This window comes from Rhodococcus sp. DK176 (genome assembly GCF_038447315.2).
GTDB classification, from domain to species: Bacteria; Actinomycetota; Actinomycetes; order Mycobacteriales; family Mycobacteriaceae; genus Rhodococcus_F; species Rhodococcus_F jostii_A.
Genome location: NZ_CP118321.2, coordinates 3,792,960 through 3,806,817, shown reverse-complemented (window position 1 = coordinate 3,806,817; position 13,858 = coordinate 3,792,960). Strand labels below are relative to the sequence as shown.

The 13,858-nt window shown below is 67.4% G+C and carries 14 protein-coding genes; 5 read left to right on the top strand and 9 right to left on the bottom strand.

Annotated features, from left to right (window positions below; translation table 11 throughout):
• Positions 1–26: 26 nt before the first annotated feature.
• On the bottom strand, positions 27–647 hold the full coding sequence (locus PSR88_RS17945) for a helix-turn-helix domain-containing protein (protein ID WP_011596150.1): 621 nt from the start codon (positions 645–647) through the stop codon (positions 27–29).
• A gap of 108 nt (positions 648–755) precedes the next feature.
• Between PSR88_RS17945 and speB the strand changes: the two genes are divergently transcribed.
• Together speB and PSR88_RS17935 are read left to right on the top strand one after the other, a co-directional pair.
• Positions 756–1,793, top strand: coding sequence for an agmatinase (speB, locus tag PSR88_RS17940; RefSeq protein WP_011596149.1), 1,038 nt, complete (start codon positions 756–758; stop codon positions 1,791–1,793).
• 47 nt (positions 1,794–1,840) lie between these two features.
• Positions 1,841–2,587: a glycoside hydrolase family 25 protein gene (locus tag PSR88_RS17935; protein ID WP_016884796.1), complete on the top strand. Its 747-nt coding sequence runs from the start codon at positions 1,841–1,843 to the stop codon at positions 2,585–2,587.
• A 15-nt stretch (positions 2,588–2,602) separates the two neighbouring features.
• Here PSR88_RS17935 and PSR88_RS17930 read toward each other — a convergent pair whose 3' ends face one another.
• Both PSR88_RS17930 and PSR88_RS17925 read right to left on the bottom strand, forming a co-directional pair.
• Positions 2,603–3,868, bottom strand: coding sequence for a hypothetical protein (locus PSR88_RS17930; protein ID WP_016884797.1), 1,266 nt, complete (start codon positions 3,866–3,868; stop codon positions 2,603–2,605).
• 106 nt (positions 3,869–3,974) lie between these two features.
• A complete protein-coding gene (locus PSR88_RS17925; protein ID WP_016884798.1) occupies positions 3,975–4,589 on the bottom strand; it encodes a DUF1345 domain-containing protein in 615 nt (204 codons plus the stop codon).
• 498 nt (positions 4,590–5,087) lie between these two features.
• Between PSR88_RS17925 and PSR88_RS17920 the strand changes: the two genes are divergently transcribed.
• Positions 5,088–6,320: a glycosyltransferase gene (locus tag PSR88_RS17920; RefSeq protein WP_016884799.1), complete on the top strand. Its 1,233-nt coding sequence runs from the start codon at positions 5,088–5,090 to the stop codon at positions 6,318–6,320.
• 1 nt (position 6,321) lies between these two features.
• Positions 6,322–8,466, top strand: a complete 2,145-nt coding sequence (gene helR, locus PSR88_RS17915) for an RNA polymerase recycling motor ATPase HelR (protein ID WP_016884800.1) — start codon at positions 6,322–6,324, stop codon at positions 8,464–8,466.
• Positions 8,467–8,495: 29 nt separating this feature from the next.
• Here the strand turns inward: helR and pip are convergent, their stop codons facing one another.
• A complete protein-coding gene (pip, locus tag PSR88_RS17910) occupies positions 8,496–9,452 on the bottom strand; it encodes a prolyl aminopeptidase (RefSeq protein WP_016884802.1) in 957 nt (318 codons plus the stop codon).
• 123 nt (positions 9,453–9,575) lie between these two features.
• Here pip and PSR88_RS17905 point away from each other — a divergent pair, with 123 nt between their 5' ends.
• Positions 9,576–10,355, top strand: a complete 780-nt coding sequence (locus tag PSR88_RS17905; RefSeq protein ID WP_011596141.1) for a DUF899 domain-containing protein — start codon at positions 9,576–9,578, stop codon at positions 10,353–10,355.
• A gap of 9 nt (positions 10,356–10,364) precedes the next feature.
• Here the strand turns inward: PSR88_RS17905 and PSR88_RS17900 are convergent, their stop codons facing one another.
• From PSR88_RS17900 to PSR88_RS17880, 5 genes are all read right to left on the bottom strand, one after another.
• On the bottom strand, positions 10,365–10,787 hold the full coding sequence (locus PSR88_RS17900; protein ID WP_016884804.1) for a hypothetical protein: 423 nt from the start codon (positions 10,785–10,787) through the stop codon (positions 10,365–10,367).
• A 93-nt stretch (positions 10,788–10,880) separates the two neighbouring features.
• The gene (gene gvpJ / locus PSR88_RS17895) at positions 10,881–11,249 is read right to left on the bottom strand and encodes a gas vesicle protein GvpJ (protein ID WP_016884807.1); all 369 of its coding nucleotides are present in this window, start codon (positions 11,247–11,249) and stop codon (positions 10,881–10,883) included.
• Entirely contained in the window at positions 11,246–11,839 is a 594-nt protein-coding gene (locus PSR88_RS17890) for a hypothetical protein (protein ID WP_037198073.1), read from the bottom strand. Before PSR88_RS17890 ends, gvpJ begins: the two co-directional genes overlap by 4 nt.
• Before the next feature lie 219 nt (positions 11,840–12,058).
• Positions 12,059–13,138, bottom strand: coding sequence for a MerR family transcriptional regulator (locus PSR88_RS17885; protein ID WP_016884809.1), 1,080 nt, complete (start codon positions 13,136–13,138; stop codon positions 12,059–12,061).
• 14 nt (positions 13,139–13,152) lie between these two features.
• Entirely contained in the window at positions 13,153–13,818 is a 666-nt protein-coding gene (locus tag PSR88_RS17880) for a HEAT repeat domain-containing protein (RefSeq protein ID WP_016884810.1), read from the bottom strand.
• Positions 13,819–13,858: the final 40 nt, after the last annotated feature.

Genomic DNA, 13,858 nt, shown 5'->3' with positions numbered 1-13,858 from the left:
TGTTTCCTAAACCGCTTGACGGTTTCCTAGCGGGAGGTGGGCCGGACGTCGTCCGGTAGTGCGGGGGTCAGAATCCACAGGACCGTCGCGGTGTCGTCGCCGAGCGCGCGGAAGCTGTGCGGCAACTGGGGCGAGAAGGTGAACGCGTCCCCGGTCGCGAGCGACACGTCCTCCCCGGCCCCTGGACCGTTGAAGGAAATGCAGATCCGGCCGGAGACGACGTAGACGAAGGCGACGTCGACCGGAAGCTCGTACGTTTCCGAGCCGCTCCCGCCGCCGGGCTCGATTCGGCTCAGGAGCGACTGGATGCGGCGCTCGCCGAACGGGGTCAGCAGGAACTCGGCCATGCGCTCCCCGCCGAAACTGATCGGCGGGTAGTTGTCGGCTCGTACCACCTCACCTGCGGCGGAGCTCTCGAACAGCGACCCGACGGGAATGTTCAGTGCGGCGCAGATCCGCACCAGCGTGGCGACGGATGCGCTCGCGTGGTCCCGCTCGATCTTCGACAGGTAGCCCTTGGTGATGCCGCAGCTGGCGGCCAGGTCGTCGAGGGTGAGGCGCTGGGCCTGCCGGGCGGCCTTGAGCCGGGGGCCGATTCTGGGCGCGTCGACGCCCGACGCACCTTCGGTTGCGAGCTCGTTCGCCATGCATCGATCCTTCGTTGTGTCTCGTATAGGAAACAGGTGTTGACAAGAATGCATTCCAAGGAAACGATACGACGACGCCACGTCTCCGGCACACACCGAAGGATTCCGATGAGTACAGACGACATCCAGGGCCCCATCGACGCGACCCGCATCCAAGGCCCCGTCGACGCCACCCGCACGCCGCGCTACGCCGAACCCAGCACATTCGCCCGCCTCCCCCGGCTCGACGAGGTGTCTCGCGCCGACGTCACCGTGATGGGCGTCCCGTTCGACTCCGGCGTGAGCTACCGTCCCGGCGCACGCTTCGGCCCCGGCCACATCCGCGCCGCATCGAAGCTGCTGCGTCCGTACAACCCCGCACTCGACGTGCACCCCTTCGCGGCGCAGCAGGTCGCCGACTTCGGCGACATCGGCGTCAACCCGTTCGACATCCAGGAAGCCCTGGCCACCGTCGACGGCGCCGTCACCGACCTGCGCAAGGACGGTTCCACCGTGCTGACGCTCGGCGGCGACCACACCATCGCCCTGCCGATCCTGCGGTCCCTCGCCCGCGACCACGGCCCCATCGCCGTGCTGCACTTCGACGCGCACCTCGACACTTGGGACACCTACTTCGGTGCCCCCTACACGCACGGCACCCCGTTCCGGCGGGCCAGCGAGGAGGGGCTGATCGACCTCGAGCGTTCGCAGCACATCGGTATCCGCGGCCCGCTGTACAGCAAGAAGGACCTCGAGGACGACGCCGTTCTCGGCTTCCAGGTCATCCGCTCCGACGACTACGAGGTGGACGGTGTCGCGAGCATCGTCGAACGGATGCGTCGACGGCTCGACGGCGGACCGGTCTACGTGTCCGTGGACATCGACGTCCTCGATCCCGCGCACGCGCCGGGCACCGGAACACCCGAGGCCGGCGGCATGACGTCCCGCGAGTTGCTGAACACGCTGCGGGGACTGGTCGGCCTGAACGTGGTCGGCGCCGACATCGTGGAGGTGGCGCCCGCATACGACCACGCCGAGATCACCGGCATCGCGGCAGCGCATGTCGCGTACGAGTTGCTGTCGGTGCTCGCGATCAACGCGTCGTCGGCCCCGGGACGCGCTGCGCGCGGCGAGACGCTCCGGCAGGCGGCGTACGTGACGAAGTGACGTCCGTTGCCACGTGCGGGCAGCGGGAAGACGTTACCCTCGGGCGCATGGCTATCGGGGTGAAGGTCCGAAGGTTCTCCAAGATCGCACCACTACTGCTCGCCGGTGCGCTCGCGGCCGCAGTGCCGGGGCATGCTGCCGCCGAACCTGTCAGAGGTCCGGACGTGGCCTCGTGGCAACATCCGGGTGGGTCGCCGATCGACTGGTTCGCCGTCCGCAACGCCGGCCACGACTTCGCGATGGTCAAGGCCACCGAGAGTCTCAACTACGTCAATCCGTTCTTCGTCCAGGACTGCCTCGCCATGCGGGTGGCCGGCGTCTCGCGGGGCGCGTACCACTACGCCGACCCCACCCAGTCGCCGGAAGCGCAGGCCGCGTTCTACTCGACGGTGGTGCTGGGCATCAACGGTCCGGGTGACATGCCTCCGGTCCTCGACATCGAGCATTCCGGTGGGCTGCCGCCCGCGGCGTTGATCGACTGGACGCACCGCTACCTCAACACGGTCCAATCGCTCACCGGGCGTCAGCCGATCATCTACACGTACCCGAACTTCTGGCGGACGGCGATGGCGAACACCAACGAGTTCGCCGGCTACCCGCTGTGGATCGCCGATTACAACGGTCAGAACGCCCCCGGCCCCCTCCCCGGCGGCTGGAGCAACTGGACGTTCTGGCAGTACACCAGCACCGGTCGCATCGCCGGCGTCAACGGCGACGTCGACCTCAACGTCTACAGCGGGGCGCAGGGCGACTTCGCGCGGTACTCCAACAGCGCATCCCCCTTCGGCAGCTGACGCCGTCGGGCGCGATCAATCCCGGCACGCCGGATTTCCGGGGAACGCCGGAACGCCGACTCGGCAGCCGACGTCGGTGACGGCGGTCAACCGCTCGACCGGCTCCCGGATCTCGAGCGCAGGCACGAGGCCGTCGGTCAGGAGTGCATTCTTGGTCGACGGCGCCGTGGCGCGATCGTCCAGGGTTCCGCGCACCCGCGCGAAGTTGACGAGTTCGTCGTACACCATCGACAGGGCCGCCTCGGTGGTCCGGTCTTCCGGGTGCAGCCCGGCGAAGTCCACGCCCGTCTCGTATTCGTGGCGGACGGCGTGTGGACCCTGGTCGCAGGTGGGCTGGTTCAGATCGATCCGGAAGTCCGGCCCGGCCGGACCCGGCGGCGTGATCGTGCCGGCGTCGGTGCAGACGTGGTGCGAGATGCGGTCACCGAGTGCGTGAATGTAGATGCCGGTCCGCGCATTCCAGGAATTCTCGCCGATCCAGGAGTCGAATTGTGACGACAGGACCGTGTCGGAGATGACCTGCTGCCCCGTCATGTTGGTGAACGGTATGGCGGCCGGAGTCTCCAGGCTGTACGTGCCGTTGATCTGCACGGGATCGGCATCGCCGTAACACGTTGCACCCGTAGCATAGTCGCCGTTCTCCGAGGGGTTCGTGAAACCTCCCGTGCACAACGGAGCGCCACTTCCCGGCCCGGCCAGGGCCCAAGTCCGCAGGTGCGTGAGCATGACCTCGTGCCGGGGATCGTCGACATCCGGCTGCAGGCCGTTGGGCAGGGGATCCGCCGGTCCGCGCAGCGTGGGCAGGAAGTGGAAGAGGAACCCGCCGGTGGCGAAGTGGGTGCGTACCAGTCCGCTGATGTCCTTGGTGGTCAATGCGTCGGCGTCCGGGACGAGCCGGCCGAAGATGTCGCGTGGGGCGAACGTGCCGAGGTCGGTCGCCTCGTCGTACGCCGCGATCCAGTAGGCGTCCCGCTCGGAGAAGCCGACGGTGCGGGCGATGATGTACGTCGAGTGCGAATGCACGAGACTCCGTCCGCCGAGCGGACGGCGCAACGTGAAGCCGTAGCGGAGGAACGCCTCGGCGCCACAGATCGGCGAGTTCGGATCGTCGAGTAGGCATTCGGGTGGCAGCGGAGCGCAGTTGTGCGGTGGGGCACCGTCCTCGGTGTAGCAAATATCCTCGGCGAATCCGTACACCGGTGGTGGTGACACGACGAATGCCGCGGCGGTAAGCGTCAGCGCCACGATGGTTCCACCGACTCTTCGAGTGAATCTTCTCATCGAGGTGCACCTTTCGGTGTGGCCGAGTAGATCAACATTAACACCGGGGACCAGGCAGGATGCTCGGTTCTCGCGAGCCCTGAAATCAGTACGAGAATCCGAGTCTTCACCTGGTGAGGATCCCGGCGACCAGGTTGATCGTCGTCGCGAGGATGACTGCACCGAAAACGTAGGACAACAGGCAGTGCCGGAGCGCCACCGCCCGGATCTCCGGGCTCGAGACGTCGGTATCGGATACCTGGTAGGTCATCCCGAGGTTGTAACTGAAGTAGAAGAAGTCGCGAAACGCGGGCGGGGCGCTGGAATTGAAATCGATACCACCCATTGATTTTTCAGGACCCGATCCCTCGTAGTACAGAAAGGCGTATCGGGCCGCATACATCAGGTGCAGCGAAGCCCACGCCAGGAAGACCCCGATCAGGGCCACGGCGGCGTGCGCGGTTCCCGCCGAGGATCCGCCGGCCACCTGCAGTGCGACGATTGCTCCGAGACCTCCCGAAGCCGCTGTCACCACGACCAATTCGTCGACTATCGGACGAAAATCCTCGCGTCCCACGTTGCGGCGAGTCGCCGCCGCATCCATCGGCCACAACACCGCCCAACCGGAGACGACGAACACGGCGGCAGCAGCGGCGATGCCGACGAGAGCCCCCAACGCGGCTGTGATCACCAGGCCGCCGATGAAGCCCGCCGCGACACCGACCACCACCGCGGCGGCCACTCTCGGGATGGCGGAGGTCGGGAGAGGTACGTGCAATGCCTATGCCTCTTGCAGGAGGCGTCGAGGCCGGTGCGGCATCACCCGAGACGGGATCGGGTGAGCCGTCACCATCGGCGCTCCCTACGCCGGGTGGCGACGGTCAGGTCGTCGCACGATTGCGGAGTCATCTGCGACCTCCTGAGTGTTGACACAGAGCGTCCGCGAGGGCGGACGACAGGCCAGGGCGTACCAGCGGCGTGTGCCGAGAAGTCTATCCCGCCAAGTGCCGTCACCGGATGGCGTTACCGTGATCGGTGAGCTCGATTGTGGGCGAACGCATTCGATCCACGACGGGCCGACGATGCCTTGGGGCTTGCCCGAATCGGACCAGGAACTGGAGAGGAGTACCAACCCCTTTCCACTTTCAATTTATAGCGCACCCCAGGGCTTGCGGCAAGGCCCGGGTCGTGCCGCAGAATTACCGGCCGAAGCCAGAACCTGCAGAAATAGGAGTCGCGAGTGCGTGTGTTGTTGTCGACGTATGGGTCGCGTGGGGACGTCGAACCGTTGGTGGGTCTCGTGGTGCAGTTGCAGGCACTCGGCGCGGAGGTGCGGGTGTGCGCGCCGCCGGACGAGGACTTCGCGCAGCGGCTGGCCGGGGTCGGTGTGTCGATGGTGCCTGTCGGCCGGTCGGCGCGCGCGCTGACGACGGCCGCGCCGTCGGCGGCGGACCTGCCCCGGCGCGCGGCCGAGTTGATCGCCGGCCAGTTCGACGCGGTCACCGCGGCGGCCGAGGGATGCGACGCGTTGGTGGCGACCGGCGCGATGCCGGCCGCTGCCGGTGCACTGTCGATGGCCGAGAAGCTGGGCATCCGCTCCGTGTCCGTGACGTTCCAGCAGCTGACCCTGCCGTCGCCGCATCGCCCGCCGCTCGCGTATCCGGGCCGGGCATTCCCGCCGGACGTGACGGACAACCGGGTGCTGTGGGACCTGGACGCTCAGAGCATCGATGCGCTGTTCGGGGAGGCGCTGGACACCAACAGGGCGTCGATCGGCCTGCCCCCGGTGGGCAACGTTCGCGACTACGTCATCGGCGACCGGCCGTGGCTGGCGACCGACCCGACCCTGGATCCGTGGCAGGAGACACCGGACCTCGACGTCGTACAGACCGGCGCGTGGATCCTGGCCGACCACCGTCCACTCCCTGCCGAGTTGATGACGTTCCTGAACGCAGGCACACCACCGGTGTACGTGGGCTTCGGCAGCATGCCTTTGCACGCGGCGACGGACGCCGCCTCGGTGGCCATCGAGGCGGTCCGCGCGCAGGGCCGCCGCGTACTCGTCGGGCGCGGCTGGGCCGACCTGGCCCTGATCGACGACGTGGACGACTGTTTCGCCGTCGGCGAGGTCAACCAGCAGGCACTGTTCCGGCGCGTGGCCGCTGTCGTGCATCACGGCGGCGCCGGGACGACGACGACGGCCACCCGGGCCGGCGCGCCTCAGGTGGTGGTGCCGCAGATGGCGGACCAGCCCTACTGGGCCGGTCGGGTAGCCGACTTGGGCATCGGCGCGGCGCACGACGGTCCGGTTCCGGCCGTCGAGACCCTGTCGGCCGCGCTCACGGCGGCCTTGACCCCCGAGACCGGAGCACGCGCGGCCGCCGTGGCGGGCACGATCCGCACCGACGGTGCAGCGGTCGCCGCGACGTTGCTGCTCGACACGATCGTCCGAACCTCGGATCGGAGTTGCTGACATGACCAACTTGACTACCAGCGCATTCGACCTTCCCGACCACCTCGCGCCCAAGGCCGACCCGACGCTGATCGCCGACGACGAGCAACACTTCGCGGCTATCGCGGAAAGCCTCGAGCAGTCGATCGCCGACCTCGACCACCGCATCGACACCGAGCGCAAGGCACCTCGCCGGCTGGGTCAGGAGGCGATGGAGCGGGACATGATGGTCCACCGGCTGAACGCCGAGCTGCGTGCCCTGCGCCGCTACGGGTTGGACCTGTGCCTCGGGCACTTCGTCAGCGCAGACAACCCCGAGACTGTGTACGTGGGACGACTCGGCCTCATGGACCGTGCGGGCAATCAGCTGCTCGTCGACTGGCGCTCCCCCGTGGCCGAGCCGTTCTTCGGTGCGACCCACGGCAATCCGATGGGTCTGGAACGCCGCCGCCGGTACCGCTGGACCCGCGGCCGGGTCAGCGACTACTGGGACGAGGTGTTCACCCCGGACGGGTTCGCAGGGAACGCCGCGCTCGACGACCAGTCCGCGTTCATCGCCAGCCTGGGCAGCAACCGGTCGGCCCGGATGCGGGACGTGCTCGGCACCATCCAATCCGACCAGGATGCCATCATCCGCGCGGGATCCCGTGGCGCCCTCGTCGTCGACGGCGGGCCGGGTACGGGCAAGACCGTCGTCGCGTTGCACCGCGCCGCGTATCTGCTCTACTCCGACGCCCGACTCCGTCACGGCGTGCTGTTCGTCGGTCCGCACGAGCCCTACCTGGCCTACGTCGCCGATGTCCTGCCCAGCCTCGGAGAGGAGGGCGTGCAGCTCTGCACACTGCGGGACCTCGTCGCCGAGGGTGCCACCGCGACAGTCGAAACCGACCCGGATGTGGCCCGCCTGAAGTCGTCCGCGGATCTGGTGAAGGCCATCGACGCGGCCGTCGCGTTCTACGAGGAGCCACCCACCGAGGGTATGACGGTCGCGACCGAGTGGTCCGACATCTGGCTGAGCGCCGACGACTGGGCCGAGGCGTTCGAAGCGCCGGAACCCGGTACTCCGCACAACGAGGCGCGCGAGCAGATCTGGGAGCTGCTGCTCACGATCCTGATCGACAAGTACGACGGTGACGTTCCGGCCGTCCAGCTCCGGAAGTCGTTGCAGCAGAACGACGAATTACGCACGATCCTCGACAACGGGTGGACCCTGATCGAGGCGGCCGACCTCGTCGCCGACCTGTGGTCGGTGCCCGCGTACCTGCGCAAGTGCGCGCCCTGGCTCAACCCCGACGACGTTCGGAAGCTGCAACGCCCGGACGCCCAGCGCTGGACGGTGTCCGACCTGCCGCTCCTCGACGCCGCACGGCAGCGGCTCGGCGACCCGGAGGAACCACGACGCCGACGTCGCCACCAGGCCGCCGTCGCCGCCGAACGCGAGCAGAGGTCCAAAGTCATCGACGACCTGATCGCGTCCGATGCCTACGACGACGGTGAAAGTTTGATGACACAACTGCGACAGAAGGACCTGCAGGAGATGCTGGTCGACGAAGCCGCGCTGTCCAGCGCCGACCCCGACCTGCTCGACCGCACGTTCGCACACGTCGTCGTGGACGAAGCGCAGGAATTGACCGACGCCGAGTGGCAGATGTTGTTGCTGCGCTGCCCGTCCCGGAGCTTCACCATCGTCGGCGACCGCGCCCAGGCCCGGCACGGATTCACGGAGTCGTGGCAGGAACGGCTCGAGAGGGTCGGGCTCGACCGGATCGAACTGGCCTCTCTGACCGTCAACTACCGGACACCGAAAGAGGTCATGGCCGAAGCCGAGCCGGTCATCCGCGCCGTGCTCCCGGACGCCAACGTGCCGACCTCCATCCGCAGCAACGACATCCCCGTCATGCACGGATCCGTTTCCGATCTGGGTTCGATCCTCGACACCTGGCTCGAAACGAACTCCGACGGAATCGCCTGCGTCATCGGCGATTCGACGTTCCGGGCAACGCCCCGCGTCCATTCGCTGACCTCGGAGCTGTCGAAGGGGCTCGAGTTCGACCTGGTCGTCCTCGTCGACCCGGACACCTTCGGCACGGGGATCGAAGGAGCCGTCGACCGCTACGTCGCCATGACCAGGGCGACCCAGCGACTCGTCATCCTCACGAGTACCTGACGTCGGCCGAAGCTCTCGAAGTGCCGCGATCATGGCCCGCTGAAGGAGTCCAAGGCGGCCACCAGTGCGGAGCTGAATCCGCCTCCACCGTGGCCGGCATCGTCAACCACGACGAGTCGACTTTCCGGCCAGGCCCGCGAGAGCTTCCAGGCCGTGTCCAACGGTCCAGAAACATCGAAGCGGCCGTGGACCAGCACTGCCGGGATACCTGCCAGACAGCTCATTCCGTCCAGTATCTGGTTCGGGACGAGGAAGCACTCGTGACTCCAGTAATGCGTCACCAACCTGGCGAAAATCATCCGGAACGTTGCGTCCTCGTATCGGGGGCTCGGTGTCCATCCCGGCATCAACGACACGTGGGTGTCCTCCCACGCACACCACCTCGTCGCCGCCTCCTCGCGCACCGCCGCGTCCGGGTCGGCGAGGAGGCCCGCATAGGCGGCCGCCAGAGCCCCGTCCCGTTCGCCGGCTGGTACGGGAGCGATGAACTCCTCCCACTCCCTGGGGAAGATCCGACCCATGTCGCGGGTGATCCATTCGATCTCGGTTCGGGATCCGGACGTGATCGCTCCGAGCGCCATCGCGAGGACACGCTCGGGATGGCGCTGGGCGTAGACCAAACCCAGGGTCACACCCCAGGACACCCCGGCCACGACCCAACGCCTGATCCCCAGACGCTTACGCAGGCGTTCGATGTCCTCCATCAAATGTGTTGTCGTGTTGGTCGATAGGTCGGTGTCGGGGCCGGCGGCTAGCGGGCGGCTGCGCCCGCATCCGCGTTGGTCGAACAGCACCGCGCGAAAAGCATTCGGGTCGAAGAAGCGTCGTGCGCCGGGAGTGCATCCAGATCCCGGGCCTCCGTGCAGATACAGCACCGGCGTCCCCGTGGGATTTCCGGTGGTCTCCCAATACAGGGAATGGCCGTCGGAAACTTCGAGAAACCCGGCTTCGTACGGTTCCACCGCAGGATGGAGAGCGCTACTCACGAACTCAGCTTCGCATCCTGCACGAGGAGACGAACCGCGAATCAGTCGTTCCCGGTCTCGGTGGTAGCCACCGCCGGGAGCCGCCTGCGACGATTGCATGTGCCCTTCGAGAGGAGTCGAACGATGACAGCATCCGATCCACAGGTCACCACCCGCGAGGAATGGCTCATCGCGCGCCGCGAGTTACTCGCACAGGAGAAGGAGCTGACCCGCCACCGCGACCGGGTCAACGCCGCCAGGCGCGCGCTGCCGATGGTCGAGATCACCGAGAACTACGTTTTCGACGGCCCCGACGGCAGGACCGGATTGGCCGACCTGTTCGACGGCCGCAGCCAACTCCTGATCTACCACTTCATGTTCGAACCCGACGCCGACGAGGGATGCCCCTCCTGCTCGTTCACGATGGACAACGTCGGCGACCTCCGGCACCTGTACGCCCGGGACACCTCGTTCGCGGCTGTGTCGCGTGCACCGCTGCCCAAACTCGAGCAGTACCGCCGGCGCATGGGCTGGATGTTTCCGTGGTATTCCTCGCACGGCAGCGACTTCAACTACGACTACCACGTCACCCTCGACGCGTCGGTCGCCCCGGTCGAATACAACTACAAGGACGAGGCCGAGCTCGTGCGGTTGGACCCCGCATGGGAAGGCTGGTGCGGCGAAGAGCACGGCGTCAGTGCTTTTCTCCGCCAGGGTGAGCGCATCTTCCACACCTACTCCGGTTATGCGCGCTCCACCGAGATCCTCCTCGGCACCTATCACTGGCTCGACCTCACTGCCCGCGGCCGTCAGGAGGACTGGGAACCAGAACCCCGCCGCGGCGACGACCCCTTCATGAGTTGGCTGCGCCGCCACGACGAATACGAACCAGGCGAGATTTCCGGAAAGAAGATCCCCGACTGACCGCCGGCGTTACATCAGTTCGAGTCCCGTTGCGTGCAATTCGAGATAGTCCCGCACCAACAGGTGAGAACACGGCGTGGACACCGCGGTCCAGGGCGTGTGTTGGGGTAATTGCAGTGTCAGCGATTCGGGTACGGCTTCGCGACACCTGATGACCGCCCGGAGTCGCGGCGTCAGGGAGTTCCACCACGCATCCAGTACATACCTGCACTGGGAGAGGTACTCGGAGAGTGGCCCTTGGAGAACCGCCATCTGCGGTACCGAATCAGCTCCACCACTGATCCCCGCGACGGACGCGTCCCCGCATACGGCCATCACCTGCCCGATGAACTGCGGCGGCATGATGCCTTCGGGGTTTCGCAGCAGAGCGAGGCGCGCGCCGGCGGACAGGGCTTCATAAGCCACTTCGGGGTCGATTGCCTCGTCACCCATGCCACGAACGTACCCGGCTGTGGGCGTCTCCTATCGGGAACAGCAATATGTAATCGGCCTGAGCGCCGGCGCGGCCACGTCGGCGTCGTCGGATCACGTTCGCCTTCGGCGCGGCTCGGGTTCGCGTTCGGCTTCCGAACCGCCGAGCAGCTCCCCGGGCGTCTCCCCCACGGCCTCGAGCGCGCCCTTGGTCTTGGACTTCGTGCTGCCGCTGCCCTTCACCTCGGACACGAGGTCGGTCAGGCCCTTCGGTTCGCTGCCGATCTCCAATCGGTTCACCGCCTCGGCGAAGCGCAGGTAGGTATCCACACTGGCGACAACGACGCGGGCGTCGATGGTGAGCAGTTCGATACCGACCAGCGAGACCCGCACGTAGGCGTCGGTGACGAGGCCCTTGTCCAAGATGGTGTCGATGACATCGGCGAGGCTGCTGGAACTCGGGCCGCCACCTGCTGTGGTCATCGCTGTGCTCCTCGCCTTCGACTACCGGAGGTTTTCGCCGGGGTGCTCCGCTTGCGGGGCGGTCGCCGCGCCGGTCGTTCCGCGGCCTCCTCTGCCGTCTCGTCGTCCGGCGGCGGTGCCCTCTTCGGTCGTTTCCTGCGTCCCAGCGCGCCCACCATGCCCACCGTGTCGTCAACGAGCTTGTGCATTCTGCCCACGGTGTCGTCGGCGGCTTCGTCCACCGTGTCCACGGTGTCGTCGGTGACGTCTCCGGCCATGTCCGCGGTGTCCTCGACCACGTCTTCGGCGGTCTCCAGGACCGCATCGCTGCCGGAGAGCAGCCGATTGTCGAGTGCGTCGACTCGGGCGGTGGCGGCGGTCATGGCCGCCACCTTCACGGCGTCGAGGAGTTGGCCACGCACCGATTCACTGAGCTCGGCGAACTCGGGCGAGGTTTGCAGCAGTTTCGAGGCCCGGTCCACCATCTCCTGGGGTCCGCCGGCGAGGCGGCCGGCACCCGCCGCCGCGAGCAGCAGTCCCAGTTTCTTCCGGTGCCCTCGGCCCAGCCAATAGCCCACGACCACCGCTGCCGCGATTTGCAATCGGGTCATCATCGTCGACTCCCTTCACCCGCATCGGCCGTCATTGGTCGACGCGAGCGCCCGGAGCCGGCCGCCCGGCATACCCCGGATCGGCAGTCCGGTGCGAACCAACCCCGAACCCGACTACCGGCAACGGATGGCCGTCAATCGGTCAAAGGCCGCAATGCGCTGGGAAAATTCGATCACGGCCACGGACCGCCACCGAGTAGGGGTCGACTACGAATGCTGTCATGCTCCAGTAACTTTGGATGACCGTGTGTCGTCCACCGTCACTGCCGTCCCGATTCCCGATCGGCGGCGCCGGCTTCGTCCGCGGTCCTGCATGTTCACGATCGCGGCCGCGGTGGACGCGATCGTCCGGTCGCCGTCGTGGGTCAGCCCGTCGAGTACCCGCCGGGCCGCGGTGCCGGGAATCTCGGCAAGGGCCTGCGTGATCCGCAACCGCGTCGGCGCGTCGTCGGCATTGTCGAGCCTGTCCTGCAGGGCCTGGACGATGTCGTCGGCCGAGGGTGAGACCGTCGTCAGCAGGCCCAGCACTTCGGCGGCCTCGACATCGCGTCGCCCCTCGACGACCATCTCGATCAGGGCGGGTATCGCGTCGACGTTTCCGCGAGAGCCGAGAGCGAGGGCGGCGTACCCGCGGACCGTGGCGTCCGAATCATCGAGGGCTCGTGTCAGATGAACCGCCGCCTCCGCGGTGTGGATTGCCGCTATCGCGGTAGTGGCGCGACGCCGGACATCGACCTCCTTCGCGTCGAGACCGTCGGCCAGATCCGCGAGTCCCGGGTCGGCGGCCCGCGCCAGCGACCACTGCAGCGCTCCGGCCACATTGGGGTCGTCCTCCGACAGGATGGCCTCGACCAGCGCGTCGACGGGCAGCGACGCGGTCCCGTCGTGAGACAGGATCGCTTGTTGACGGCGGGCCGCGGACTCCGATTCGAGCGCACGCACCAGACTGACGATGCGCAGGACGTCGTCCCACTCCGCAGGTGTGGCGGCGTCGACGCGTTCGAGCTTGCCGAGCAGTTCCTGCTCCGCAGCGATCCGCCGGCGCGTGTGCCGGATGAGGTCTCCCACCAGATCGGCCGGTGCGAAATCGGGCTCGTCCAATGCCCGCTTGGCCTCGTTCAACGACAACCCCAAGGTCCTCAGGCTCTCGACGTGGAAGAGCCGTCGGATGTCGTCGGCGGAGTACTCGCGGTAGCCGCCGGACGTGCGGCCTGTGGGCTTCACCAGTCCCAGCCTGTCGTAGTGGCGCAACATCCGCGTGCTGACACCACAACGCCGGGAGACCTCACCGATCAACATTCCATCGCCTCCTGCTACGCGTTCGGACCGGTGACCGCGACGCGTTTCGCCGTCTCGACCGAGAGGGTGAACCCGCTGTCGGGGTCGTGACAGAGCCGCTTCGTCGCCTCCGCATGCGCTCGAATACGCGGATCGGGACTCGTCCCGGCTGCATCGAGGACCGGGAGGGCAGCGTCCCCGAGTCCCACCAGAGCACGGCTCAGACTGAGCTGCACGTGCTGGTCGCCCCGTCCGAGTTCGGTCGTCAGATCGGCCGCGAGCGCAGCCTCGTCGCCGGGCGGCACGAGTGCCACGGCGGCCCGCCACGCGCTGCGCGCGACCTCGTCGTGCTCGTCGTGCAGCAGTGCCGACACGGCGGGCCAGGCGAGCCGGTCCCCGATCTTGGACAGGGTGTGCAGCGACTGACTGCGGGCCTGCGCGGTGTCCGACCCGAGCTCTCGGACCAGTCTCGGCACCGTGAGCTCGGTCGGGAAGCGGCACAATGCCCAGGTCAGCATGTCACGGACAAAGAAGTCCGGCTCGACGGCGCACCGATCGACGAGAGTGTCCGTGAGATGCGGATCGGGGCGTGTGCCTGCCGAGAGCGCCGCACGCAGCCGACCCGACGGGTCGGCTGCGGCGAGAGCGTCGACGAGGTGGGCATTCGGCCCACCGTGGTTGGTTGTGTTCACGACAACCACCGCCTTCGCCGACCATTCGAGTCCTTGTCACTGTGTCAGG

Excerpts from the sequence above, each read along its gene's own strand:
- PSR88_RS17945 (WP_011596150.1), bottom strand. The coding sequence starts at position 647 with ATGGCGAACGAGCTCGCAACCGAAGGTGCGTCGGGCGTCGACGCGCCC.
- speB (WP_011596149.1), top strand. The coding sequence starts at position 756 with ATGAGTACAGACGACATCCAGGGCCCCATCGACGCGACCCGCATCCAA.
- PSR88_RS17935 (WP_016884796.1), top strand. The coding sequence starts at position 1,841 with ATGGCTATCGGGGTGAAGGTCCGAAGGTTCTCCAAGATCGCACCACTA.
- PSR88_RS17930 (WP_016884797.1), bottom strand. The coding sequence starts at position 3,868 with ATGAGAAGATTCACTCGAAGAGTCGGTGGAACCATCGTGGCGCTGACG.
- helR (WP_016884800.1), top strand. The coding sequence starts at position 6,322 with ATGACCAACTTGACTACCAGCGCATTCGACCTTCCCGACCACCTCGCG.
- PSR88_RS17905 (WP_011596141.1), top strand. The coding sequence starts at position 9,576 with ATGACAGCATCCGATCCACAGGTCACCACCCGCGAGGAATGGCTCATC.
- PSR88_RS17900 (WP_016884804.1), bottom strand. The coding sequence starts at position 10,787 with ATGGGTGACGAGGCAATCGACCCCGAAGTGGCTTATGAAGCCCTGTCC.
- gvpJ (WP_016884807.1), bottom strand. The coding sequence starts at position 11,249 with ATGACCACAGCAGGTGGCGGCCCGAGTTCCAGCAGCCTCGCCGATGTC.
- PSR88_RS17890 (WP_037198073.1), bottom strand. The coding sequence starts at position 11,839 with ATGACCCGATTGCAAATCGCGGCAGCGGTGGTCGTGGGCTATTGGCTG.
- PSR88_RS17885 (WP_016884809.1), bottom strand. The coding sequence starts at position 13,138 with ATGTTGATCGGTGAGGTCTCCCGGCGTTGTGGTGTCAGCACGCGGATG.